General features: G+C 66.5%; 21 protein-coding genes. 6 read left to right on the top strand and 15 right to left on the bottom strand.

The genetic code is table 11. The features are described from left to right. Positions 1–13: 13 nt before the first annotated feature. Entirely contained in the window at positions 14–577 is a 564-nt protein-coding gene (locus MRBLST15_RS11680; RefSeq protein WP_025874177.1) for an adenylate kinase, read from the bottom strand. 136 nt (positions 578–713) lie between these two features. On the opposite strand from MRBLST15_RS11680, the gene MRBLST15_RS11675 reads away from it, so the two are divergent. Together MRBLST15_RS11675 and MRBLST15_RS11670 are read left to right on the top strand one after the other, a co-directional pair. Then, positions 714–1,970: a 6-phosphofructokinase gene (locus MRBLST15_RS11675; protein WP_367785969.1), complete on the top strand. Its 1,257-nt coding sequence runs from the start codon at positions 714–716 to the stop codon at positions 1,968–1,970. Between the two features lie 30 nt (positions 1,971–2,000). Next, positions 2,001–2,390, top strand: coding sequence for a DUF488 domain-containing protein (locus MRBLST15_RS11670; RefSeq protein ID WP_312705176.1), 390 nt, complete (start codon positions 2,001–2,003; stop codon positions 2,388–2,390). Positions 2,391–2,469: 79 nt separating this feature from the next. Here MRBLST15_RS11670 and MRBLST15_RS11665 read toward each other — a convergent pair whose 3' ends face one another. Continuing rightward, positions 2,470–2,973: a hypothetical protein gene (locus MRBLST15_RS11665; RefSeq protein ID WP_089236698.1), complete on the bottom strand. Its 504-nt coding sequence runs from the start codon at positions 2,971–2,973 to the stop codon at positions 2,470–2,472. Between the two features lie 291 nt (positions 2,974–3,264). On the opposite strand from MRBLST15_RS11665, the gene MRBLST15_RS11660 reads away from it, so the two are divergent. Then, positions 3,265–5,292 carry a sodium-translocating pyrophosphatase gene (locus MRBLST15_RS11660; protein WP_265952665.1) on the top strand — a complete coding sequence of 676 codons (2,028 nt, stop codon included), beginning with the start codon at positions 3,265–3,267 and terminating at the stop codon, positions 5,290–5,292. 133 nt (positions 5,293–5,425) lie between these two features. Here MRBLST15_RS11660 and MRBLST15_RS11655 read toward each other — a convergent pair whose 3' ends face one another. Genes MRBLST15_RS11655 through MRBLST15_RS11635 form a run of 5 tightly spaced genes read right to left on the bottom strand, consistent with a single transcriptional unit; the run spans position 5,426 to position 8,377 of the window. Further along, the gene (locus tag MRBLST15_RS11655) at positions 5,426–6,145 is read right to left on the bottom strand and encodes an energy transducer TonB (protein WP_367785968.1); all 720 of its coding nucleotides are present in this window, start codon (positions 6,143–6,145) and stop codon (positions 5,426–5,428) included. Continuing rightward, positions 6,142–6,567 (bottom strand): TonB system transport protein ExbD, encoded by a 426-nt coding sequence (exbD, locus tag MRBLST15_RS11650; protein WP_312705179.1) that lies wholly within the window; start codon positions 6,565–6,567, stop codon positions 6,142–6,144. The genes MRBLST15_RS11655 and exbD overlap by 4 nt, the downstream gene beginning before the upstream one ends. Positions 6,568–6,575: 8 nt before the next feature. Continuing rightward, complete coding sequence (exbB, locus tag MRBLST15_RS11645; RefSeq protein ID WP_265952662.1) at positions 6,576–7,304, bottom strand: tonB-system energizer ExbB; 729 nt, start codon at positions 7,302–7,304, stop codon at positions 6,576–6,578. Then, entirely contained in the window at positions 7,291–7,758 is a 468-nt protein-coding gene (locus tag MRBLST15_RS11640; protein ID WP_312705181.1) for a YbaN family protein, read from the bottom strand. Before MRBLST15_RS11640 ends, exbB begins: the two co-directional genes overlap by 14 nt. 31 nt (positions 7,759–7,789) lie before the next feature. Further along, entirely contained in the window at positions 7,790–8,377 is a 588-nt protein-coding gene (locus MRBLST15_RS11635) for a biliverdin-producing heme oxygenase (RefSeq protein WP_367785967.1), read from the bottom strand. A gap of 107 nt (positions 8,378–8,484) precedes the next feature. Between MRBLST15_RS11635 and MRBLST15_RS11630 the strand changes: the two genes are divergently transcribed. Further along, positions 8,485–8,742: a DUF2789 domain-containing protein gene (locus MRBLST15_RS11630; RefSeq protein WP_032976752.1), complete on the top strand. Its 258-nt coding sequence runs from the start codon at positions 8,485–8,487 to the stop codon at positions 8,740–8,742. Between the two features lie 102 nt (positions 8,743–8,844). Here the strand turns inward: MRBLST15_RS11630 and MRBLST15_RS11625 are convergent, their stop codons facing one another. From MRBLST15_RS11625 to MRBLST15_RS11605, 5 genes are all read right to left on the bottom strand, one after another. After that, a complete protein-coding gene (locus MRBLST15_RS11625) occupies positions 8,845–11,760 on the bottom strand; it encodes a TonB-dependent receptor (RefSeq protein WP_367785966.1) in 2,916 nt (971 codons plus the stop codon). Between the two features lie 245 nt (positions 11,761–12,005). Continuing rightward, on the bottom strand, positions 12,006–12,944 hold the full coding sequence (locus MRBLST15_RS11620; RefSeq protein WP_312705184.1) for a FecR family protein: 939 nt from the start codon (positions 12,942–12,944) through the stop codon (positions 12,006–12,008). Between the two features lie 103 nt (positions 12,945–13,047). After that, the gene (locus tag MRBLST15_RS11615; RefSeq protein WP_312705185.1) at positions 13,048–13,548 is read right to left on the bottom strand and encodes an RNA polymerase sigma factor; all 501 of its coding nucleotides are present in this window, start codon (positions 13,546–13,548) and stop codon (positions 13,048–13,050) included. A gap of 80 nt (positions 13,549–13,628) precedes the next feature. Then, positions 13,629–14,102 carry a hypothetical protein gene (locus tag MRBLST15_RS11610; RefSeq protein WP_367785965.1) on the bottom strand — a complete coding sequence of 158 codons (474 nt, stop codon included), beginning with the start codon at positions 14,100–14,102 and terminating at the stop codon, positions 13,629–13,631. Next, complete coding sequence (locus MRBLST15_RS11605; RefSeq protein WP_265954423.1) at positions 14,102–14,587, bottom strand: hypothetical protein; 486 nt, start codon at positions 14,585–14,587, stop codon at positions 14,102–14,104. The genes MRBLST15_RS11610 and MRBLST15_RS11605 overlap by 1 nt, the downstream gene beginning before the upstream one ends. 181 nt (positions 14,588–14,768) lie before the next feature. Here MRBLST15_RS11605 and ppa point away from each other — a divergent pair, with 181 nt between their 5' ends. Further along, complete coding sequence (gene ppa, locus MRBLST15_RS11600) at positions 14,769–15,305, top strand: inorganic diphosphatase (RefSeq protein WP_025874161.1); 537 nt, start codon at positions 14,769–14,771, stop codon at positions 15,303–15,305. A 151-nt stretch (positions 15,306–15,456) separates the two neighbouring features. Beyond that, positions 15,457–16,578 (top strand): HDOD domain-containing protein, encoded by a 1,122-nt coding sequence (locus tag MRBLST15_RS11595; protein WP_367785964.1) that lies wholly within the window; start codon positions 15,457–15,459, stop codon positions 16,576–16,578. A gap of 178 nt (positions 16,579–16,756) precedes the next feature. Here the strand turns inward: MRBLST15_RS11595 and MRBLST15_RS11590 are convergent, their stop codons facing one another. From MRBLST15_RS11590 to MRBLST15_RS11580, 3 genes are all read right to left on the bottom strand, one after another. Next, on the bottom strand, positions 16,757–19,645 hold the full coding sequence (locus MRBLST15_RS11590; RefSeq protein ID WP_265954418.1) for a TonB-dependent receptor: 2,889 nt from the start codon (positions 19,643–19,645) through the stop codon (positions 16,757–16,759). A 49-nt stretch (positions 19,646–19,694) separates the two neighbouring features. Then, the gene (locus MRBLST15_RS11585) at positions 19,695–20,594 is read right to left on the bottom strand and encodes a helix-turn-helix transcriptional regulator (RefSeq protein WP_265954409.1); all 900 of its coding nucleotides are present in this window, start codon (positions 20,592–20,594) and stop codon (positions 19,695–19,697) included. Positions 20,595–20,709: 115 nt separating this feature from the next. Continuing rightward, entirely contained in the window at positions 20,710–23,034 is a 2,325-nt protein-coding gene (locus tag MRBLST15_RS11580) for a winged helix-turn-helix domain-containing protein (protein WP_265954407.1), read from the bottom strand. Between the last annotated feature and the right edge of the window lie 81 nt (positions 23,035–23,115).

Below are 23,115 nucleotides of genomic sequence, written 5' to 3'. Positions count from 1 at the left end.
CCGGCCAGCCGGGTCAGCGCTTGATCGCCGCCAGGATGCGGGCTTCGATCTCGTCGAGCTCGCCGACGCCATCGACGCGGGCCAGGGTGCCACGGCCAGCGTAGAAGTCGACCACCGGAGCGGTCTGCTCGGTGTAGACCTGCAGGCGCTTGCGCACCGATTCCGGATTGTCGTCGGCGCGGCCCTGTTCCTGCGCACGGCCAGCGATACGCTCGACCAGCAGTTCGGTGGCCACGTCCAGCTGCACCACGGCATCCAGCGGCTGGCCGATCTCGGCCAGCATGCCGTCCAGCGCGTTGGCCTGGGCCACATTGCGCGGATAGCCGTCAAGGATGAAGCCCTTGGCGACATCGGCCTGGGCCAGGCGCGACTTCAGCATGCCCAGCAGGATCTCATCGGACACCAGGTTGCCGGCATCCATCACCGACTTGGCCTGCTTGCCCAGCTCGGAGCCGGCGGCGATTTCCGCGCGCAGCATGTCGCCGGTGGAAATGTGGGCGATCTCGAGCTTTTCCTTCAGGCGCGTCGCCTGTGTCCCCTTGCCCGAACCGGGCGGTCCCAACAGAACCAATCGCATTGACCTGACTCCAACGTGTTGAAAATAAAGAAGGTTCGCGTCCCGGACGGTCCGGTATCGCTGCACCGCAATAGCGCCACTTTAGCGCATCCGGGTAATGTCCCTGCAATGTCCCCTCCCCCGAGCAGGTAGAAGCATGCGCAATGGCACCCTCCTTTACGCCCAGTCCGGCGGCGTCACCGCCGTCATCAACGCCACTGCCGCGGCGGTGATCGAACAGGCCCGCGCCAAGGGAATCAAGGTCCTGGCCGCGCGCAACGGCATTCTCGGCGCCCTGCGCGAGGAGCTGATCGACACCAGCAAGGAGAGTGCTGCGGCCATCCGTGCCCTGGCCCACACCCCCGGCGGCGCATTCGGCTCGTGCCGGGTCAAGCTGAAATCGCTGGAGGCCGACCGTGCCCGTTACGACCGCCTGCTGGAGGTCCTGCGCGCCCACGACGTGCGCTGGTTCCTCTACAACGGCGGCAACGACTCGGCAGATACCGCACTGAAGGTGTCGCAGCTGGCGAAAAGCTCCGGCTACGACCTGACCTGCATCGGCGTGCCCAAGACCATCGACAACGACCTGGCGGTGACCGACACCTGCCCCGGCTTCGGCTCGGCAGCCAAGTACACGGCCGTGTCCGTGCGCGAAGCGGCGTTGGACGTGGCGGCCATGGCCGAGACCTCCACCCGCGTCTTCATCTACGAGGCGATGGGCCGCCACGCCGGCTGGCTGGCCGCGGCCGCCGGCCTGGCCGGTACCGGCGAGGACGACGCTCCGCACATCATCCTGCTGCCCGAGCGCGCCTATGACGAGGCCGCCTTCCTGGCCAAGGTCAAGGCCGTGGTGGCGCGCGTGGGCTACTGCGTGGTGGTGGCGTCGGAAGGCATCGCCACCGCCGATGGCCGCTTCGTCGCCGACGCCGGCGGTGGCAAGGACTCCTTCGGCCATTCGCAGCTGGGCGGCGTGGCCGCGCACCTGGCCGGTCGGGTCAAGGACCAGCTGGGGCTGAAGGTGCACTGGGCCCTGCCCGACTACCTGCAGCGATCGGCCCGCCACCTGGCCAGCAAAACCGACTGGGAACAGGCCCAGGCGGTGGGCAAGGCGGCAGTGCAGCTGGCGCTGAAGGGCCAGAACGGGGTGATGCCGGTGATCGTGCGCAGCAGTGACGCGCCGTACCGCTGGAAGATCGAAGCCGCTCCGCTGTCGAAGATCGCCAACCATGAAAAGAAGATGCCGGCCAGCTTCATCCGCCGCGATGGATTCGGCATCACGGCCAAGGCGCGCACCTACCTGCAGCCGTTGATCAAGGGCGAAGCACCGCTGCCCTACGGTAGCGATGGCCTGCCGAAGTACGTGACGCTGAAGAATGTCGCGGTGAAGCAGAAGCTGCCAGCGTTCGAAGGCTGACCCCTTCGTCCCCTTTTTGCGAGGAATGCCATGGCGTTGCGTGTTGTTCGACTTGGCTCACCGCGTGCGCCCGGTGAAGGCCTGCGCATCGGCACGGTGCGGCGCCCGCCGCGCGGTGTGCCGCGCAGCGAGTTCGCGAAGCAGGACTGGTACGACGTCTGGTTCCCGACACTGTCACCCAGCGCGGAGCTGGTGAAACAGGCGCACGAGGCGAAGACCGCCGCCGACTGGACGGCGTTCTTCCGTCACTACAAAGTCGAAATGAAGGCACCCGATGCGGCGCACGCGCTGGACCTGCTGGCGGCGCTGTCGCAGCACAGCGATATCGCGGTGGGCTGCTATTGCGAGGATGCAGCGCACTGCCACCGATCGGCACTGCGCGAGCTGCTGGTGGCGCGTGGAGCGAGGCTTGCGGATTGATCGCGGGGTTGCCGGCCAGCGGCCGGCACTACCCCGGTCTCCCTCCCAGTAGATCCACGCCATGCGTGGATGCTTGGCCTCAATTGCAGGCCTTGCCTTCCATCTGCAGCTGCGCGGCGAACATCGTCACCTGCGGGATCTTGCCGGCGGCGGCCTGCTTCTTGGCTTCTTCCAGATAGATGCGCGACTGTCCCTGCCCATCCAGCGCCTGGGCGTTGTTCACCGGCAGACGCCACACGCGCACCACCGCCTGCTGCGCCGGGCAGGCCGCATTCGGCACACGGATCACGTCATTGAGCTTCCAGCCCTTGTCGGCGCTCGGCTGTGCCTTGGCGTAGTCGACAAAGCGGGCGCGCGGCTGGCACTGCTCGCTGGTGCGCACCGCCGAGAAACGATAGGGCTCCGCGGCCTGGCCGGTGAACGCGCCTTCCAGGCGGGCACAGGCCTCGGGAATCTGCCGCAGCGTATGCACTGCACCGACCGCCTGCGGTGCACCGACCGCGCGCTGCAGTTCGGGTGCTTCCGCCGCGAAGGCAGGCAGGGCCGGGGCCAGAACGGCAAGCATCAACAGGGACGGGCGCATGGGGATTCTCCGACAGGACTGCGCGCAGGCTTGCAGAGGTTGGCTTAACGGGGTGCAAAGGCGCATCCATCGAGCAGCCGCTGCGCTCGCCGGGCGCGGCTAGTCGAGCATGGCTCGACTCTACAACTAGCCGGACGCATACTGCGGACACCAGGGAATGCTGAACACCGCCATACGTCGGACGACCACCAAGGTCGGTACGGGTTGGTTCCAGGCTGCAGCCCGTCGTCCCCCTCGTGGTGCAGTTCATCGCCACTGGATGCTTGTCCATCCATTCTGCGGAGGGGTCTAATGCTGGAACGTCACGGGCTGTCATTGGCGCTGGGCTGCGCCATTCTCGCGATCCTGTACGGAATCGTCTCGGCGCGCTGGATCCTGCGCCAACCCACCGGCAATGAACGCATGGTCGCCATCGCCACGGCCATCCAGGAAGGCGCGCGCGCTTACCTCAACCGCCAGTACCTGACCATCGGCATCGCCGGTGTGGTGCTGTTCGTGCTGGTCGGCATCTTCCTGAGCTGGTACACCGCGATCGGCTTCGCGGTCGGTGCGGTGCTGTCCGGCGCAGCGGGCTACATCGGCATGAACGTGTCGGTACGCGCCAACGTACGCACCGCAGAGGCAGCGCGCCATGGCATCAGCGCGGCGATGGATGTGGCCTTCCGCGGCGGTGCGATCACCGGCATGCTGGTGGTCGGCCTGGGCCTGCTCGGCGTGGCCGGCTACTACGCACTGCTGCTGCGGCTGGGCCTGCCGATGGAACAGGCACTGCATGCACTGGTCGGCCTGGCCTTCGGCTCATCGCTGATCTCGATCTTCGCGCGCCTGGGCGGCGGCATCTTCACCAAGGGTGCCGATGTCGGCGCCGATCTGGTCGGCAAGGTCGAAGCGGGCATTCCCGAGGACGACCCGCGCAACCCGGCAGTGATCGCCGACAACGTCGGTGACAACGTGGGCGACTGCGCCGGCATGGCCGCCGATCTGTTCGAGACCTATGCTGTCACCGTGATCGCCACCATGCTGCTGGGCAGCCTGATGCTGGCCGAAGCCGGTGCCAATGCGGTGCTGTATCCGCTGGTGCTGGGCGGTGTTTCAATCATCGCTTCGATCATCGGCGCGCTGTTTGTGAAGGTGAAGCCCGGCGGCTCGATCATGGGCGCGCTGTACAAGGGCGTGATCGTCTCAGGCGTGCTGGCAGCGATCGCGTTCTATCCGATCACCACCGGACTGATGGCCGACAACGTGCATGGCCCTCTCGCCCTCTACGGCTGTGCATTGATCGGCCTGGTGTTGACCGGCCTGATCGTATGGATCACCGAGTACTACACCGGGACCCAGTACAAGCCGGTGCAGCACGTGGCGCAGGCTTCGACCACCGGCCACGGCACCAACATCATCGCCGGCCTCGGCATCTCGATGAAGTCCACGGCGCTGCCGGTGATTGCCGTCTGTGTGGCGATCTGGGGCGCGCACGCGCTGGCCGGGTTGTACGGCATCGCCATCGCCGCCACCGCGATGCTGTCGATGGCGGGCATGATCGTCGCACTCGATGCCTACGGGCCGATCACCGACAACGCCGGTGGCATCGCCGAGATGGCCGAACTGCCCTCGGAGATCCGCGACATCACCGATCCGCTCGATGCGGTGGGCAACACCACCAAGGCAGTCACCAAGGGCTATGCCATCGGTTCGGCAGCACTGGCCGCGCTGGTGTTGTTCGCCGATTACACGCACAACCTGCAGGCGGCCAATCCCGGCCAGGAGTTCCGCTTCGACCTCAGCGACCACACGGTGATCATCGGTCTGCTGATCGGCGGCCTGATTCCCTACCTGTTCGGCGCGATGGCGATGGAAGCAGTCGGTCGCGCGGCCGGCGCGGTGGTGGAGGAAGTGCGGCGGCAGTTCCGCGAGATCCCCGGCATCATGCAGGGCACCGCCAAGCCGCAGTACGACAAGGCGGTGGACATGCTGACCCGCTCGGCGATCCGCGAAATGATCGTGCCGTCGCTGCTGCCGGTGGCCGTGCCGGTGGTGGTCGGCCTGCTGCTGGGACCACGCGCGCTGGGCGGCCTGCTGATCGGCACGATCGTCACCGGGCTCTTCGTGGCCATATCGATGACCACCGGCGGCGGTGCCTGGGACAACGCCAAGAAGTACATCGAGGATGGCCACTTCGGCGGCAAGGGCAGCGAGGCGCACAAGGCGGCAGTGACCGGTGACACCGTGGGTGATCCGTACAAGGACACCGCCGGCCCGGCGATCAACCCGCTGATCAAGATCATCAACATCGTGGCATTGTTGCTGGTGCCGCTGCTGTAGATCCACGCCATGCGTGGATGACGGCTCCGATGGGGTCGGAGCCCTTTCCCGCGGAAAGGGATCCAACCCCGCCGCCGGTCCACGGTGTTCCGGTAGATCCACGCCATGCGTGGATGGCCGACCCGGATGCCGATCACCGCCCGCGCAGGAAGAACGCCACCGGCACCATCACGTCCACCGGGTCGCCGGCCACATCGGCCGGCGGCACCGGCACCGGGCTGGCACGCTGCACGGTGTCCAGTGTCTCCTGGTCGAGCAGTGCGAAGCCGCTGCTGCGCTCGATACGTGGCGCCGACACACGGCCGTCGCGGGCAACCGCAAAGCGCACATAGGCCACGCCCTGCTGGCGCAACCGTTCGGACTGGCGTGGATAGCGCCGATGCTGTTGCAGGTGTCCCAGCAGCAACCCCTGCCAGGTGGTGCTGGCACTGCTGCGTTCGCCGGCCGTGGTACGCGGTGCAGCGTAACGTGCGGCTGCCTGTGCAGGAACGTCCGGCGGCGCCAGCGTGCGATCGACGTTGGCGTCCGCAGCGTCCTCTGTCGGCTTCGCAGATGGCTCGAGCTGGGGCGCAAGTTCCCCTTGTGGCAGCGCCGGTGCCTTGATCTGTTCGTGTTGCTTCGGCACGGTCACGCGCCGCTGCTGCTCCTGCTGCAACGGTCCGGCGGGAAGCGCGCGCGGCGGTACCGGCGGCGCCTGCGCGGCGGGAGCCAATTCCAGCATCAAGGCGGCAGGAGGTGCCGCGGCTACGACCGGCGGCGTGCGCGACGCCCACCACCACAGCGTAGCGATCAGCACCGCATGTGCCAGCAGCACGATCGCCAGGCTGGCTGCCCAGCGCTGCAGCCCGCTCATCGAGCGCCCTGCTCCAGCCCGACCAGGGCGACTTTCAGGTAACCGGCACTGCGCAGAGCATCCAGCGTCGCCATCAGGTCTCCATACGAGACGCGCTGATCGGCACGCAGATAGAGACGCTGCGACGTATCGCCATGCGTTGCCGAGCGCAGCGCCGTGGCGAGGCCATCGCGTGCCACCGGCGCCTCGCCCACGCGCAGCGACAGATCGGCTTGCACGGTCACATACACCAGCGCATTTTCCGCCGGCGTCGCCTGTGCGCTGCTGGCGGGAAGCTGCACCGGCACCGACACCGTCGCCAGCGGCGCGGCCACCATGAAGATGATCAACAGCACCAGCATCACGTCGATGAAGGGCGTGACATTGATCTCGTGGGCTTCTTCCGGAGTGTCATCGCGTCCGGATGCGGTCCTGATCGCCATGGCGTACCTCAGTTGACCGCGCGCAACGTGCCTGCCGGGGCACGACGTGCAGCCCGATCGAGATCACGCGACACCAGCTGCTGCACCGCCGCGGAGAGATCGCCCAGCAGGCCGCGCAGGCCCGCCAGCACCCGGGTGAAGTGGTTGTAGACCAGCACCGCCGGGATCGCCGCGACCAGACCGAGCGCGGTAGCCAGCAGCGCCTCGGCAATGCCTGGCGCAACCACGGCCAGATTGGTGGTGTTGCTGTGGGCGATGCCGATGAAGCTGTTCATGATGCCCCACACGGTGCCGAACAGGCCCACGAACGGCGCCACCGCGCCAATGCTGGCAAGCACGCCGATGCCACGACGCTGGTTGCGTGCGGTCTCCAGTTCCAGGCGCTCCAGTCGTGACGCCACCCGCTCCTTGATTCCCTCGCGGTGATCCAGTTCCTGCGACAGATGCAGCTCGGTGCGCGCAGCATCCAGCATGGCGGCGGCGATGCTCTGCTGCAGTGCCGGCTCGCCGCCTGCGACCGGCAGGCTGGGTGCTGACAGCAGCAGGCTTCGCGCGAGGCGCAGGGCGCGCGCCTGCCGGGCAAGTTCCCAGCCCTTGGCCAGCAGCACGGTCCAGGTGGCCAGCGAGGCTACAGCCAGGGCAATCATCACGCCCTTCACCACCACATCGGCAGCCAGGTACATGCCCCAGGGGGTCAGTGCGGGGGCGGCCATGGGCGCCAGATCAGCAGGCAGCATCGTCAGAGGTTCCATTGGAATCGGAAGAGGTGGCGCGGCGGCGGGCAGCGCGCGGATCGGCGGCATCGTCCACGCCCACCAGCGGCGCAGGATCGAGACGTGGCGCCGGTCGACTCAGGACATAGCCCGCACTGACCGCAAAGAACAGGCCAACGCCCAGCAGCAGGCGCCAGGACGGGTGTGCGCCCCAGCAGAACATCGCAAATCCCAGTGCCATGCCCGCGCTGGCAAACGCCTTGCCCTTGCGCGATACCGCGCCCTGCTCACGCCACAGGCGCAGCGACGGCCCGTAGCGCGGATGGGAGAGCAGGCGCTGTTCGAACCTGGGCGAACTGCGCGCGAAGCAGCCCACCGCCAGGATCAGGAAGATGGTGGTCGGCATGACCGGCAGCAGGGCACCGATCACCCCCAGCGCGACCATCAGCCAGCCGAGCGCGAACCAGAGCCAGCGCATCAATCGCGCGCCAGCGGGCGGTGCAGGGACATCAGGAAAACTCCATTTCGACATGGCCGTGCACGCTGCGGAACGCGGCATCGGCGGCGTCGATCACGTCCTGCTCCTGCGCCGGCGACAGCACCACTGCATCCAGTGCAGCAGTGAACCCGCGCCAGTGCCGCGCGGCCCCATCAGGATGTGCCGCCAGGTGGCGCGCGCCGAAATCACGATCCAGGCCGAGTGCAGCCGCCATCTTGTAGAGCACGGTGCCGCCCAGGTTGGAGCCTTCGGCCACGTACAGCCAGCCCAACGCGGCCGGCAGCGGCAGGTCGTCCGTGAGTGCTGCGATGTCCTCGCCCGGCAGCGCCTGTTCCAGGTCCTGCAGGTCGCTGCGCACCTGCTGCAGGCGACGGCGTTCAGCCAGGTCCGGCAGCAACGCGTCCAGCGCAGGGCTGGCGTACAACGCGTCGATGCTGCGGTGGAAGCGGTACTGCACGCGCAGGAAGCGAGCGAAATTGCTGCGGTCGGCAAAGATGTCGCCGGCCATGATGCGCTTGTCGAGGGCGCCATGGCTGTCGCGGGTGGCGGCCTTCAGCCGCACGCTGCGGCTGTCTTCGAGGGATGTCTGAACGGTCATCGGGAGTGCCAGGGAAAGCGTCCCCCTGTAGACGATCCCGGCGAGGGTTCCCCCAACCCCGCTTGCGTCGATAATGCAGGTTCCTTTCCATTGCCAGGGCCCCACCGATGATCACCACCGAACCGCGCATGACCAACCTGTTCCTGCAGCTGGGTCTGGATGCCAGTGCCGAGGGCATTGCCCGGTTCATCGCCGACCATCAGCTGGCCGCGGGCGTGGAAGTGGCCGATGCCCCGTACTGGAACGAGGCCCAGCGCCAGTTCCTGGCTGAGTCGCTGCAGGCCGATGCAGCCTGGACCACCGTGGTCGACGAACTGAACGAAGCGCTGCACGAAGCGGCGGTGAAGGCGGCGACCGGGCTGTAATTGCCCGGTGGTAGCGCCGGCATGTACCGGCGCTACCGTTAGGTGATCCGCCGGGCATGGCCCGGCGCTACCAGTGGATCCACGCCATGCGTGGATGGTTGCTCAATACCGCCAGGTAAAGGCCAAACGCGCGGTCCGGCCAGGTGCAGGCATCACACCCAGCGCCAGCGGATCCAGGTAGTAGCGGTCGGTCACGTTGTCCACGTTCGCTTCCACCGACAGCTGGTCGTTGAAGCTCCAGCTCGCAAACAGATCCACCAGCGTGGTCGGCCGGTACAGCTGCTGGATCGCTGACAGCCCTACGTTCCAGTCCTTGTCCAGCTTGCTGATCGGGCCAGCGTTGTGGACCACGCGGGTGCCGAAGGTCAGCCGCTCGTCGAACAGGCGCGAGCCCAGGGTCAGGTTGACCATGTAGCGCGGCGGGTTCTGGGTGTTGCTGTAGGAGCCTTCGAAGCCTCCGTCCACGCAGTTGGGCGTGTTGGCCAGCTCGTCATTCTTCCGCTGTGCGCCGTAGGCACGGCGTTCGGCGGCGATGTCCGGCGCGCAGGTCTTGGCCTTGAAGTAATAGTGCGCGGACAGATCGGCAAACAGCTTGCCGCTGTCATAGCTGGACTGGAACTCCATGCCCGAGACCTTGAACCGGTCGACGTTGCGGATCAGGCCGGCCGACAGCGTGCGGTAATCGCGGGTGATCAGGTCGTCGATGCGGGTATCGAAGTACGCCAGCTTCAGCGCCAGGCGATCACCGGCAGTGAACAGGTCGTGCTGGATCGTGCTGGCGCCCAGTTCCCAGCTGTGCGCGCGCTCGGGCTTGAGTTCTTCCACCGGCTTGGCCGCCGTGAACAGGCCAAGCGTAGTCTCGAACAGGCTCGGCAGCTTCGTGCCTTCGGCGTACTTCAGGTAGACCATGCTGTCTTCGCTGAAACGGAAGGCCACGCTGGCCGTCGGCGAGAACGCGCTGTCGCGACGGCGGATCGGCTGCGACCAGCTCCAGCTGACCGGCACCTCCAGATCCTGCGCCTTGCCGGCATCGTAGAAGTTCCAGCCACCGATGTCGCCGACGGTGCCCTTCTTGTACGGCGAGGCCAGCAGCGACTCCTGGGTGAAGTTGCCGTTCGCGTCGGGATACCAGTTCAGCAGCGCGATGCGCTTGGCCCGCCACGACGGCAGCTTGGGATTGCCATTGAGCAGCTCGGTGTAGCGGTACTGGCCCTGCACGTCATATCCGTCCGGCGTGGCCAGGCGGTTGCGGTCATGCACGTCCACGCGGTTCCAGCGCCCGCCCAGCAGCATCTCCCAGTGTTCGTCCGGTGCCCACTTCAACGACGCCACCGCGCTGTATTCCTTGCGCTCGGCATTGCGCAGAAATCGGTTGTTGGCCAGGTCGTCGTGCATGATCGGGCCGGAGCTGCCCGGGGCGATGTCTTCATCGCTGTAGGACAGGCCGTAGTCGAGGGTGAAGCGGCCAACACTGCTGTCGAACACCGAGGTATTGCTGGCGTCCAGACCGAAGCGCTTCTGCCGCAACGGGTTGCGGTACGCATCCTTATAGCCGGGGTTGCCGCTGAAGCTGGGCGCGTCGTACCACTCGGTACGGCGGTCGAAGTACCACGGGGTGATGCCGGTCAGGCTGTTGTACATCACGCTGTCGGCATCGGTGTACCACGCGTTGACGCGCAGGTCGATCAGCTCGCTGTCCGGGTTGAACCGGTAGCGCAGGCTGTAGCTGTCCATGTCGACATGGCCCGGGTCCCACTGCGGCACGCGGTCGCGGTCGACGCGGATGATCTGCGAGGCCATGATCTCGCCAGCGGTGCCTTCATAGCGCCGATAGCCCGCTTCCAGCGTCTGCGCGTCGTCGATTCGCCAGGTGCCCTTGAGCAGGGTCGATTTCGAGCGGGAGGAAGTATTGAACACTTCGGTACGCGGTGGGTTCAGCGGCGCGAGGGTGCGACGGGTCTGCGGGAAATCGTCGTAGCCCTTGCTGCCGGAGAAGTAGTTACCGTTGTCGCGGTACGCATAGGCAGCCACCAGGTCGAAGCGATCCCAGTGGCCGGCGGCGGCGACGTTGAAGAACTGGCTGCCGGTGGCGCTGCGATCGCTGCGCGGCACGGCCTCGTAGCCGGGCAGGTTGTTGGCGCTGCCGTTGGCCAGTCCCCCGCGCACGCGTACGCCGACATCGCGCCCCTCGCGCAGCACGTCATCGACATTCAGCGTTTCCATTTCGACCACGCCACCGATACCGCCGGAGGCATTGGCCTGCAGGCTCGGGCCCTTGGTGATGGTCAGCCGCGAGATCAGGTCGGGGTCGAGGTAGGTGCGCTGCGACTGGCCGGCATAACCACGGTAGGTGTCCATGCTGGACTGGCCACCGTCGATGATGACCGGCACCCGGCTCTGGCCCTGGATGCCACGGATGTTGACGTCGAAACCATTGCCCACCCGCGGATCGCCCGCGGTAACACCGGCCACGCCCTTGACGATGTCGCCGTTGGACGTGCCGCGGAAGCGCTCCAGCGCGACGCGGCCGATGGTGGTGGTCGAGCCCACGCTGCGGTAGCTGTCGAGCAGGCGTGCTTCATCGCTGGCCGCACCGCCCTGCACGCGATCTCCGGCCACGCTGAGGGTATCGGTAACGATCACGCCCCCCGTCTGGCCCGCCGCAGCGGCCTCCAGCGTCACCGTATCGGCGCTTACCCGGCGCACGCTCAGGCCACTGCCGCGCAGCAGACGCGCGAGGGCCTCGTCGGCTGACAGCGTGCCGCTGACCGGCTGCGAGATCACGCTCTTGGCCAGCGTGCTCGGATAGACCACCTGCACACCGGACTGGCGCATGTAGGCGCGCAGCGCATCGTCCAGCGGTTGGTCGGGAATATCGAAGTGCCGTGCGGCAACAGCGCCAGCGGTGCTGGACTGCGCCATCGCGGTGGGAACGGCAGTTGCGAGGCCGGCAGCCAGCAGCGCGATGCACAGACGGGACGGGCGCGGCGCACGGCCCGGGCGGCGGAATTCGTACATGGGGAAACCTGTCAGAGGAGCGTGGCCGCGGGCGCGGCATCATCCGCGCATGCGCGGACCCAACGACGTACGTGGCGGCGGCGGGTACGTTCGTGGGGTAAGACGGATGGCCGCGCGACAACCCCAAGAGGGATTTGCGGTCGCAGTGGGTTCCGACCGTTAGTCGGCTCGGTGCAGCGGTGGGTGCCGACCGTTGGTCGGCACACTGGGATGATTCACGATGATCATCCGCGCATGCCGTGGATCTACTGCACGATGGCGACGCCGAACGGAAGACGGGTGACCTGCAACCCTGCAGTTGCGGCCAGCGCGTCCAGCGCCTGTTCCGGGCGATCGATGCGCAGCGCCGCGCTCACCGCCGGCAGCCGCGACAGATCGCCACGCACGATGGTGGGGCCGGCACGATAGCGTCCCACCCATTGCACGGCATCGGCGACGCTGGCCTGCTCCAGCAGCAGCTCGCCCTGTCGCCACGCGCCAACACTGTCTGCGGCAACGTCGGCGAGGCGCTGCACGCTTCGGTGCTCGCCATAGCCGGCGCGCTGCCCCACCTGCAGATAGGTCCAGCCGCCATCGACCGGACTGGCCACGCGTACACGGCCCTGCCCGACTTCGGTCTCGACCCCGCCAGCCACATGGGCGACCGTGAATGCAGTGGAGATGTCTTCCACCACACCATTGCCCGCAGCGACGCTGAATCGCCTCTGCGCATCGGGCGCCACGTCGAACCAGGCACGGCCCTGCAACAGCTCAACGCGACGACGCTGGTCGTCAAAGTGCACGGCGATCGCACTGTCGGCATCGAGCACGACGCGGCTGCCATCGGGCAGATGCACGTCCTGCACGCGGTGGTCGCTGCGATGATCGGCCTGCAGGCGCAGCCAGGCATCGGGCCAGGCCACCAGCACTGCCAACGCGGCGGCAGTGGCCATGGCCCAGCGCAGCCGCCGCGGGCGACGCGCTGCCTGCCTGCGTTCAATGGCGGCCGGACGCGGACCCACACTGCGCCACAGCATGCGCTCATGCTCGAATGAACGCCGATGCGCAGGCTCGGCGAGCCAGCGCTCGAACGCATCCATGCGCGCGTCGCTGATATCGCCGGACGCCAGGCACACGATCCAGTCCCTGGCCTGTTCGGCCACGGCATCATCGGCGGTGCTGCGGGGTGTCGGGGGCGGGCTCATCGGCTGGCGGGGGACACGATCAGAGGGGGGCGGAAAGACTAGACCGCATCGGCGGCCTGCGAATCAAGACGCATGGCGGGTATGTGCCCCCAAGCCGGATCGTTCATCGCCCGCTGCGCGCCCAGGCAAGCCGCTGCAGCGCAGTGCGCATGTGATTCTCCACCGTGGTCACCGACACGCCGAGGCGCCGGGCGATGTCGGCCTGGGTCAGGCCCTGCAGGCGATTGAGATGGAAGATGGTCCGCGTCGGCTCGGGCAGGTGGCCGGCGGCATCAAGCACACGCTGCAGTTCCTCCTGCGCCATCACCTGTTCCTCGGTGGAGATCTGCTCATCCTCCTGCCACAGGTAGTGCTCGGCCAGCAGGCGGTTGCGGCGCGTCGATTCGCGGCCGTGGTCAGTGGCGAGGTTGATGGCCAATCGATAGAGATAGGCACGCGGATTGTCGATGCTCTGGCTGTTGTCGACCCCGCGCGCCTTGAACCAGACTGCCTGGATCACGTCTTCCGCCCCGCTGTCGCCGCCGAGAATGCGCTGCACGCGTCGCAGCAGTGCCGATCGTTCACGGATCAGCAGTTCGGTCAGGGTGACGGCGTTGGAGGACATGCGCGGCGACGGGACAGACGGGGGCGGCGCGCATGCTACTCCGTTAATGCGAATAAATCACGTTTGCATTCGCACAGGCATCAAAGACAGTCTGTCAGCCCGTCATAGACGCTCGTGGTCGTACCGGGCAACTGGGCATCGATCGCCTCATGCCCGGCAGCCCGCCAGACCTGGAGCAGCTCCTCCAGCCGGGTTGCAGGCGCCAGCGGCAGCGTGCAGGCGTAGGTGCCATGGTCGACATCGATCCGGCCGTCCTTCTGCACCCAGGTTTCGCTGCCAGCGAAGGTCCAGACGCAGCTGGCGACCACGCCTGTCGCGCGCTCCACCGAGCAGCGCAGGCGCATGGCCCACAGGTTGTAGTACTGCCCCTCGCAGAACGTGTCGCCACAGATATCATCGAACCCGCGCACCAGCATGCGCTCGGCAGCGAGGAAGCGCTCCCGGCCGGTCGCGGGATCGGGGTAGTCACGGGCGTCCACGAACGCCGGCGCCGCCTGCGCGGTTCCGGCCAGCAGCAGACCACAGAGCAGCCATCGTCCCGGGAAAGCACGCATCAGGCGCCCCTCCTCTGCAGGCAATCAGGCAGCACCTCGAACAGACCATGATCGAGCCCGGGCAGCGGCGCCATCAGGCCGTCCGGCGCCTCCAGCGAGGCAAAGAAGGCTTCAACCGGCACCCCTGGCTGCATTTCCACCGGGCAGGTCCAGTGCCCGTTGTCGACCTGTACCTGCCCTGTGTCGGGGTGCACCGCCAGTTCGCTGGCCGCCAGCACCCAGACGCAGCGCTGCACCGTTCCCCGGTGGGCCAGCACGGCGCAGCGGAACTCCAGCACCCGGTAGTTGCTGTAATCGCCTTCGCAGAAGGTGTCGGCGCACAGGCGGTCGAACGCCTGGGCAAGCGCCCCTTCAAGCGCGTAGGCCCTGTCCGAGGAAGCTTGCTCGGTTGGGGAGTCGATCAGGTCGACATGCGTCCCGCGCGCCAGCGCGGTCAGCGGGACAAGCAGCAGCAGGACGCCGCAGCGCCAACGGTTCCAGTTCATTGCAGGTCTCCTCGGTTCGGGCTTCCAGCCTGCTCCGGTCGCTGGCCCGCCCCCATCGGGGAACCCCGTCCTGACCGGTCGTCGGCCACCGCGACGGCCCGTCAGCGCCCTACCCTGCACAGCGACCGGCAAAGGCATAAAATGGAGAGCTATCCGTCTACACCCCCACCTGGAGCACACCATGGGTCTGGAACTCGTCTCGCCCGGCAAGAACCCGCCGGAAGAAATCAACGTCATCATCGAGATCCCGAAGGATTCCGAGCCGGTGAAGTACGAAGTGGACAAGGAAACCGGCGCGATCTTCGTCGACCGCATCCTGTCGACCCCGATGCGCTACCCCTGCAACTACGGCTACGTGCCGAGCACCCTGTGCGGCGACGGCGATCCGGCCGACGTGCTGGTGGTGCTGCCGCTGCCGCTGGTCCCGGGTTCGGTCGTGCGTTGCCGTCCGGTCGGCGTGCTGAAGATGAGCGATGAGGCAGGCAGCGACGAGAAGATCCTGGCCGTGCCGGTCACCAAGGTGTTCGGCGGCTACGCACACGTGGAAGACATCGAGCAGGTGTCCAGCCACTGGCTGGAGCGCATCGGCCACTTCTTCGAGCACTACAAGGACCTGGAGAAGGGCAAGTGGGTCAAGCTGGACGGTTGGGGCGGCGCGGCTGAGGCCAAGCAGATCCTGATCGAGGCGCACCAGCGCCACCTCGACAGCAAGGCCTGAGACTGAACAGCATTGCTCCGGCGCACGGCGTCGGAGCGATGCGGGTCACGTTTCATGACGGCGGCACATCACCTTTGCCGCCGTATTAGGTAAATTGCGTCACTTCACACGTCGTCGACATCGACCGTCGAGACAGCCAGGGGAATGTGTCGTGCGTATTCTGCTTGTTGGGGATACAGCCAGCCTGCCGGTTGAGCTGACCGAATTCATTGCCGATCTTGGGGAAGACTGGCAGCCGCTGATCGCCACCGATGGCCATACCGCGATGACTGCGGTCGCCACCCAGGGCGTGGACGCGGTCATCGTCTGCCCGCAGTTGCCCGATCTCAACGCAACCACGTTGCTGGGACAGATCCGCACCTTGCGCCCGGAGACCATCCGCATCGCACTGGTCGATGCGCAGCACGGCAACCGGCCGCCGCCGGCGCGGCTGATCGGTGTCGCCCATCGCTTCCTGCCCTTGCCGCTGGCACCGGAAGTACTGCTGGAAGCACTGACCAGCCTGGAAGAGCTGCGCGAAGTGCTGGACAGTCCACGCCTGCGCGATGCCATCGGCCGCATCGAGAAGCTGCCCTCGCCACCGCATCTGTACCTGAGCCTGACCCAGGCACTGGAACATGACGACGACGCCGACAGCGCCGATGTCGCCAAGCTGGTCGCCGCCGACCCGGCGATCGCGGCCAAGGTGCTCCAGCTTTCCAATTCGGCGTTCTTCAGCCAAGGCCGTACCATCGCCGACCTGCGCACCGCAGTGACCCGGCTGGGCCTGGCCACGCTGCGCGATCTGGTGCTGGCCAGTGAAGTTTTCTCTGCGCCAACCTTGTCAGGCGCCGAACGCAACTCGCTGCAGCAGCGTGCCTTGATGGCCTCGCGATTGGCCGCACGTCTGCTGCCCGAGTCCAGCGCCGAACTCGGTGCCACCGCCGCACTGCTGGCCGACATCGGCCTGCTGCTGCCGGGCGTACGCAACGAGCGCAGCGACGCCGAGCCGGCGGACGACGACCGCCCCGGCCATGCCGAAGCCGGCGCCTATCTGCTGGGCCTGTGGGGCCTGCCGATGCCGATCATCGAGGCGGTGGCGTTCCATCTGCAGCCGCAGCGTGCGAACACCCGCAGCTTCTGGGTGACCGGTGCGGTGCACGTGGCACTGGCACTGGTCAACGGCGATCCGGTGGATGAAGAGTATCTGCAGCGCGCCGGTGTGCTGAACAAGCTGCCGCAGTGGCGCGAGCACGCCAACAGCCTGATGGGGCTGGTGCCGAGCGAGGCCTGAGGCGCAGCGGCAGGCCGGTACGAATGGGACGAAAGGCAGGCCATGTGGCCTGCCTTTTTTCGTTGTGCCGGAAGTTCATCCACGCATGGCGTGGATCTACCCAGTCGGTGCAGCGCGCAAACAAGAAGGGCGGACCTTGCGGCCCGCCCTCCTCTTTCTGCTGTCACGCTTCGATGGATCAGAAGCGCTGGGTGTACTTCATGTAGTAGTAACGACCGATGTCGAAGCCACCGTAGTACGAGAAGCTCGAGTTCGGCTGGCTGTACATGACCGGGCCTTCGTGGTTGAACACGTTGTTGGCACCGACCGAGACCGTGGCCTGCCACGGCAGGGTGTAACGCACCTGCACATCGTGGAAGGTGTTCGAACCCACCTTGCGGGTCGGCTGACCCAGGGTGTAGGCCGAGTTGAAGTCAGGCAGGTTGCACTCGGTGTCGTAGGAGCACGGCTCCTTCATGCTCGAGTAGTAACGCACGGCCCAGTTCACGCCCAGGTTGCCCAGGCTCCAATCGACATTCAGGTTCGAACGGACGCGGAAGTTCGCACCCCAGTCACCGGTTGCCCAGCTGGTGTGCTGCTCGACCGGGGTCTCGGCTTCGTTGTCGCGCTTGTACTCGAGGTAATCGACGTAGGTGGTCTTCCAGTCAACCACGATCTTGCCGAAGGAGAACTCCGGCAGGCGGTACTTGATGCCCAGGTCGTAACCTGCGGTTTCCTGGTAACCACCGTTGATCAGGGTACGGGTGACGTCGACCACCTGGTTGACGGTGCGGCCTTCGGTACCACGGCTGAAGCGGTCACACGCCGACGCCACGCCCAGCACGTAGCACTGGTTGAGGATCGAGGTCACCGACTCGGCGGCGATCACGTTGTCGATGCGGATCTTCCACCAGTCCAGGCTGACGTCCAGGCCCTGCACGAAGTTCGGGCTGTAGACCAGGCCGGCCGTCCAGGTCTTGGAGGTTTCCGGCTGCAGTTCCGGGTTGGAACCGGACTCGAAGGCGCTGTAGGACTGGGTGCCCGGGCCGGTCGACTGTGCGCCACCGGAGGTGATCTGGCGGAAGTTCGCCGGAACGCCACGTGCACCGCAGGCCGCGGCAACCGACGGGTTGCGCGAAGCCGAACCGAAGCTGCTGTCGCACGGATCGGTGTAGGCGTCGAAGGTCTGCGAGGTGCCGCCGTACATGTTGGCGATGTTCGGCGCGCGGAAGCCCGTCGAATAGGTCGCACGCACCAGCAGGTCGTCGATCGGCTTCCACTTCAGGCCGAACTTGCTGTTGATGGTGTCGCCGAAGGTGTTGTAGTCCGAATAGCGACCGGCCATGTCGAGCGACAGTTCCTTGGCGAACGGCATGTCGGCCAGCACCGGCACGTTCAGTTCGACGTAGAACTCGTCGAGCTTGTAGCTGCCCTTGGTCGGCGCGCCGGCCAGGTCGGTGCTCAGGCCCGACTGCAGCAGTGCATCCGGGTTGTACTCACCACTTTCCTGACGGTGCTCGTAACCAGCAGCGATGGCCAGGTCACCGGCCGGCAGCGTGAACAGCGAACCGGAGATGTTGGCGCTGTAAGCCTTGGTGGTGTTGGTATAGGTGTCGTGGCTCGGCAGGAACAGGTAGGCCTGCAGTGCCGGGTCAGCCAGCGAACCATTGCCGGTGGAGCCGTACGGTGCCAGCGGGTTCCACGGGGTGCAACCGGCGATCACCTTGCCCGGGGTGCCGCAACGGGCAACGTTGCCGTCCATGAAGGACGGGCCGACGGCGTTCTGCACGTTCGGGATGAACAGGTTGCCGGTGCCGGTCTTGACGCCCTTGTTCTGGTTGTAGACGTAACCCACGTCCCAATCCCAGAACTTGTCAGCGAACTCGAACGAACCTTCCAGGCCGGCCGAGAAGCGGAAGGTTTCCTGCTCGGATTCGGTCTGGCGCGGGAACTCGGAGGTACGGCGGATGAATTCCGCATCCTTGCCCAGCGGGTTGTAGATGCTGTCGGCCGACAGCGGGGTGCCGTAGACCTCGGACTGGTACGGGTAACCGGCAATCTGCGAGGTCGCGGTGCGCTTGGTGTACAGCACGTTCGCGGTGGCGCGGATGTTGTCGGTCAGGTCGTAGTTGCCGTTGGCAAAGACCGAGCGACGGGTCAGCTTGTTCTGCAGCCACATTTCACGGCTGGCATTGGTGTAATCACCGGTACCGAACTCGCGGAAGTCGCCGATGCCGTTGCCGGCACCGGTATTGGCGCGGGTGTACCAGATGTCATCGTCGGCATCCTTCGGGGTGCCCATGTCATCGATCAGCACGCCCTGGTTGGATGCCGGCGACCAGCCATTGGCATCGTCCGCGGTCGGGTTCGGATGGAAGCGACCGTTCGGGTAGCGGCTGAAGGAACGATCCTTGGCCTTGACCTCGTCTTCCTTGCTGTACTCGGCGCCGAAGGTGATCGAACCGCGCTCACCGGTCTGGCCGTAGACGAAGTTGTAGACCTGCTTCTGGCCGTCGCCCTGGCCGTACTGGCCACCGTAGACGCTGGCTTCCAGACCGTCGAAGTTCTTGCGGGTGATGATGTTGACCACGCCGGCGATGGCATCGGAACCATAGATGGCCGAGGCACCATCGGTCAGCACTTCGATGCGCTCCACGACCGAGGTCGGGATCGATGCCAGATCGGTGTAACCACCGGTGCTGGTGCCCATGCGCTTGCCGTCCAGCAGCACCAGGGTGCGCTCCGGGCCGAGGTTGCGCAGGTCGACGTACTGGCCGCCGACTTCTTCGCCCGAGGACAGGGCATCGGCGCGGCTGATCGCCGGCGAACCGGTCGCCGACAGGTTCTGCACGATGTCGGCAACGCTGGTGAAGCCCTGCTTTTCAATGTCGGCGCGCTGCAGCGCGATCACCGGCTGTGCGGTTTCCATGCTTGCCTGGCGGATGCGCGAACCGGTGACCGAAATGCGGTCCAGGTCGGTCGTGCCGCCGGCAGCTGCGTCCTGCGCCGAAGCGAAGGACGGTGCCAAGGCAAGCGCAATGCCGGCCGGCAGCAAGCCGAGCCGCACTGCGGGAATACGAACGTTCATCAATCTCTCCAAGGTACGTGTTAGTAGCGTGTTAAAACGCCGTAGCACGTTACGATTGCGTTGCAGCGCTGTATTTGCGCGACACAACCGGAGACTTTGCGGAGTGTGGCGGAAGCTGTCCGTCGTTCTCGCGGAAGCGCGAGGCGGACTGGCCGTAGCGGGCGCGGAAGGCACGCGCGAAGCTGCAGCAGTTGTCGAAACCGCTGGCGGCAGCGACTTCGCCGACCATCATGTCGGTGTCGCGCAGCAGATCGGCGGCGCGTTCGAGGCGCAACCGTGCCGAAAGCGACTGCGGGCTTTCCTCGTACAGGCTCTGGAACGTCTTGGAGAGATACCAGCTGGAGAAGTTGGTCAGCTCGGCCAGTTCGCCGATGCGCACCACGCGGTGGCTGTTGCCTTCCAGATACAGGCGCGCGCGCTGCATGCGGCCGAACACCTGACGCTTGCGACTACGCGAGCGGCCGGGGCAACGCTGTACGTTGTCGGCCAGGCTGCGCTGCAGGCCGGCAAGATGCAGCAGCAACGGACGCAGCGCCTGCGCCGGCTGCCCGCTGGCCAGGGCGTCACGCCACAGGCGCAACGCAACGCGCGCATCGGCACGGTTCATCAGGCCACGACCGGCGTACAGCCCGCAGTCGGCCATTTCGGTCAGCACCCGCAGCGCTTCGGCGTTCAGGTTCATGCCCACGCACAAGCCGTTGCGTCCGGCCTGGACCAGCGGCCTGGACTCCTTCTCGAACGCGATCCACTCGCCCTGCCGAAGCCGGAACCGCCCTTCCTTGGCTTCCACCCAGGAGGTACCGCGCACCTGCATCCACACGCTGAAGCTGGTACCGGCTGTCTGCAGGCTGCCGAGGCGGGCAACGCCCATGCAGGTCGGCGCGACATCGTCGATCGCCTTGTCCAGGGATACGGTTTGACCACGATCGGCCAGCGAGAGTTGACGCATGAGGGCACCACGGATTTGCCAAGTACAGGCTTCCGTTTTGCCAAATCAGGCGGCAGCGCGTCAGGAAAGACTGCCGAGATCGCCACGAATTCGCGGCGAGATCGTCACGAAGAAATTACGAAGGCCCTTTTTCGTTCAAGATCAACAACCTGGAGAACGCCGGAAACAGCGCAGGCGGTTGTTCGGGCAGTCGCATCACGCCGATGTCCGCGCCATCGCTGATGGCCAGGGCCAGGTACAGGCTGCTTCCATCGGCGCTGGCGCTGAGTCCATTACCCGCGCTCAGGCGCTGCGCGTCCAGGCAGCGCTCCGCTTCTTCGCGTCCGGACTGGATACGGACCAGCGTGGTACCGCAGTCGGCATTGCTGCCGAGGTAGTCGATGCTGCCGTTGCCGGCCACGGTCCAGGTCCGGTAGCGCCATCGGCTCGGCCGGTCCTCGCTGACCTGCTGCACGCTGGCCGGGGTCAACGCCGCGTCCACCGACCACAGCCCGCCGGCTGCCAGCCGGGTGAACAGCACCCGCCCGGTACTGCGGTCGAAACGTGCCTGCGACACGCCTTCCAGGCTGGCCAACCGCCGCCAGGGCTGCGCGCTGCGGTCGAACAGACTCAAACGGGTGTGCTGGTCGGCATCACGTTCAACCACCAGCAGCTGCTCTGCGTCTGCACCGTACAACGCCTGCAACGGCTGCTCGGCGGGAACCGGAAGGCGATGCAGCTGTTCATCGCGCGGTGCGATCTCGTAGACAACCGCTTCGCCATGCTCATCGCGGCCCACCACCAGCAGATGCCGGCTGTCTGCCGACCAGTCGGGTGCCTGCCGTGCTTCCGGCTTCAGCCCTTCGATCGGCCGCAGCGACTCCGGCCGCTGCATATCTGCCCACCACAGCGCGAAGCTGCCGGAACGATCGGAACTGAACACCAGTTGCCGTCCATCCGGTGCCACCATCGGTTGCCCATCGCGGCCACTGGAAGCGAACAGGCGCTCGCCGGCACCGCCCTGCGCGGGCATCCTGAACACGCCGAACTGCGCGCGCCGATGCACGAACGCCAGCATGTCGCCGCGACGGGAGACCGCCGGCCACTGCGCATCGTCGAGCCCGGCGTCGCGCAGCGTCCGGCGCTCGACGTCGAGGTAGTACAGGCGTGCTTCGCTGTCCACGCGGCGACCGAACACGATATGTCGACCGTCGCCCAGCCATGCCCAACCACGCAGCTCTGCCGATTCGGTCGTCAACTGCTCGGGCGTGCCGCCGCTGGCAGGCATCCGCCACAGGTCGCCCAACTGGGGGTTGCGGACAAACACCAGCCATTTCCCATCCGGCGAATAGCGCGGGGCGTAGTCGAAATCGTCTTCGTCGACCGCGTAGTCCAGCGCTCGCCATTGGCCGCTGGCCAGATCGAGCACGCGGATGCCGCGATGGGCATAGCGACCGACCATGCTGCCGAAGACCAGGCCGCGGCCATCGGGCGTCCAGTCGAAACTGAGCAGCTCGGTGCCGTCGCAGCGCGTGGCCTGACGCACGGCGCCGCCAGTGGCGCTGGCGATCAATACCTGGCAGCTGTCATCGGCACCAAAGCGGGCGAAGGCGATTTCGCGGCCATCCGGCGACCAGTTCGGGAAGCGGTCGCTGGCACCAGCCGGCGGCGAAAGCAGCTGGCGTGCGGGCGCGTTGCCGGAGGTCTGCACCTTGATGGCGTTGCCGCCCTTGCCATCGTCGTTGGCGCCTTCGTAGGCGACCTGCGATCCGTCAGGCGAAAGTGTGGGATAGGTCTCAAAACCGGCCGTGGCGGTAATCAGTCGATAGGGGCGCTCAGGGCTTCCGATCACCCGCGTGCCGTTCTCCACTGCGGCGTCCACCGGAGAGCTCACCGGCGCTGGGCGGCGCAGCAGCAGTACGCTCAACACCACCAGCGCAAGCAGCATCACCACGCCCAGCGCCAGCAGCAGGCGACGGCGCAGGCGGCGCCAACGGCGGCTCCCTCGTTCAACCCCGGCCGCGCCGGCGAGGGCCACGGCATCCTGTGCAGGCGGCTGCGATGCGGCCGATTCCTCTGCAGCAGCAATCGCATCGGTCTCGTGGTCCGACAGCGGCTGCACCGGCACAAGCAAGCGGTAGCCGGTCTTGGCAATGGTCTCGATGTACGCCTGGCCATTGTCGTCGTCGACGCTGAAGGCCTTGCGCAGCTGGGTAACGGCCTGGGTCAGCACATCGTTCGTCGGCAGTGTGTCCGGCCACACTTCGGCGAACAGCTCGTCGCGGGTCACCACCCGCCCGGGCTGCCGCATCAACACGCGCAGCACGCCCAGCGACTTGGGCGTCAAACGGCGTGTACGGCGCGCACCGGCGACTTCGACCTCACGCGAGGACAAAGTAACGATGCACTCGCCGACGCGGACGCGGTCGGATTCAGGCGACTGGATTTCGCTGTTGATCATTCGTTGCTATGGGGCTGAAACAGGCCGCAAACACTGTTCACCATCGATCCCTTCCCATCCTTGGCACAGCAAGAAGCCAGA

It is taken from the genome of Stenotrophomonas sp. LST15-1-1.1, assembly GCF_040815575.1.
Lineage (GTDB): Bacteria > Pseudomonadota > Gammaproteobacteria > Xanthomonadales > Xanthomonadaceae > Stenotrophomonas > Stenotrophomonas lactitubi_B.
This window is presented reverse-complemented; position numbering and strand designations above follow the sequence as displayed.

Bases quoted from the DNA above. Each gene is read 5' to 3' on its own strand.
- MRBLST15_RS11680 (WP_025874177.1), bottom strand. From the start codon at position 577: ATGCGATTGGTTCTGTTGGGACCGCCCGGTTCGGGCAAGGGGACACAG.
- MRBLST15_RS11675 (WP_367785969.1), top strand. From the start codon at position 714: ATGCGCAATGGCACCCTCCTTTACGCCCAGTCCGGCGGCGTCACCGCC.
- MRBLST15_RS11670 (WP_312705176.1), top strand. From the start codon at position 2,001: ATGGCGTTGCGTGTTGTTCGACTTGGCTCACCGCGTGCGCCCGGTGAA.
- MRBLST15_RS11665 (WP_089236698.1), bottom strand. From the start codon at position 2,973: ATGCGCCCGTCCCTGTTGATGCTTGCCGTTCTGGCCCCGGCCCTGCCT.
- MRBLST15_RS11660 (WP_265952665.1), top strand. From the start codon at position 3,265: ATGCTGGAACGTCACGGGCTGTCATTGGCGCTGGGCTGCGCCATTCTC.
- MRBLST15_RS11655 (WP_367785968.1), bottom strand. From the start codon at position 6,145: ATGAGCGGGCTGCAGCGCTGGGCAGCCAGCCTGGCGATCGTGCTGCTG.
- exbD (WP_312705179.1), bottom strand. From the start codon at position 6,567: ATGGCGATCAGGACCGCATCCGGACGCGATGACACTCCGGAAGAAGCC.
- exbB (WP_265952662.1), bottom strand. From the start codon at position 7,304: ATGCTGCCTGCTGATCTGGCGCCCATGGCCGCCCCCGCACTGACCCCC.
- MRBLST15_RS11640 (WP_312705181.1), bottom strand. From the start codon at position 7,758: ATGCGCTGGCTCTGGTTCGCGCTCGGCTGGCTGATGGTCGCGCTGGGG.
- MRBLST15_RS11635 (WP_367785967.1), bottom strand. From the start codon at position 8,377: ATGACCGTTCAGACATCCCTCGAAGACAGCCGCAGCGTGCGGCTGAAG.
- MRBLST15_RS11630 (WP_032976752.1), top strand. From the start codon at position 8,485: ATGATCACCACCGAACCGCGCATGACCAACCTGTTCCTGCAGCTGGGT.
- MRBLST15_RS11625 (WP_367785966.1), bottom strand. From the start codon at position 11,760: ATGTACGAATTCCGCCGCCCGGGCCGTGCGCCGCGCCCGTCCCGTCTG.
- MRBLST15_RS11620 (WP_312705184.1), bottom strand. From the start codon at position 12,944: ATGAGCCCGCCCCCGACACCCCGCAGCACCGCCGATGATGCCGTGGCC.
- MRBLST15_RS11615 (WP_312705185.1), bottom strand. From the start codon at position 13,548: ATGTCCTCCAACGCCGTCACCCTGACCGAACTGCTGATCCGTGAACGA.
- MRBLST15_RS11610 (WP_367785965.1), bottom strand. From the start codon at position 14,102: ATGCGTGCTTTCCCGGGACGATGGCTGCTCTGTGGTCTGCTGCTGGCC.
- MRBLST15_RS11605 (WP_265954423.1), bottom strand. From the start codon at position 14,587: ATGAACTGGAACCGTTGGCGCTGCGGCGTCCTGCTGCTGCTTGTCCCG.
- ppa (WP_025874161.1), top strand. From the start codon at position 14,769: ATGGGTCTGGAACTCGTCTCGCCCGGCAAGAACCCGCCGGAAGAAATC.
- MRBLST15_RS11590 (WP_265954418.1), bottom strand. From the start codon at position 19,645: ATGAACGTTCGTATTCCCGCAGTGCGGCTCGGCTTGCTGCCGGCCGGC.
- MRBLST15_RS11585 (WP_265954409.1), bottom strand. From the start codon at position 20,594: ATGCGTCAACTCTCGCTGGCCGATCGTGGTCAAACCGTATCCCTGGAC.
- MRBLST15_RS11580 (WP_265954407.1), bottom strand. From the start codon at position 23,034: ATGATCAACAGCGAAATCCAGTCGCCTGAATCCGACCGCGTCCGCGTC.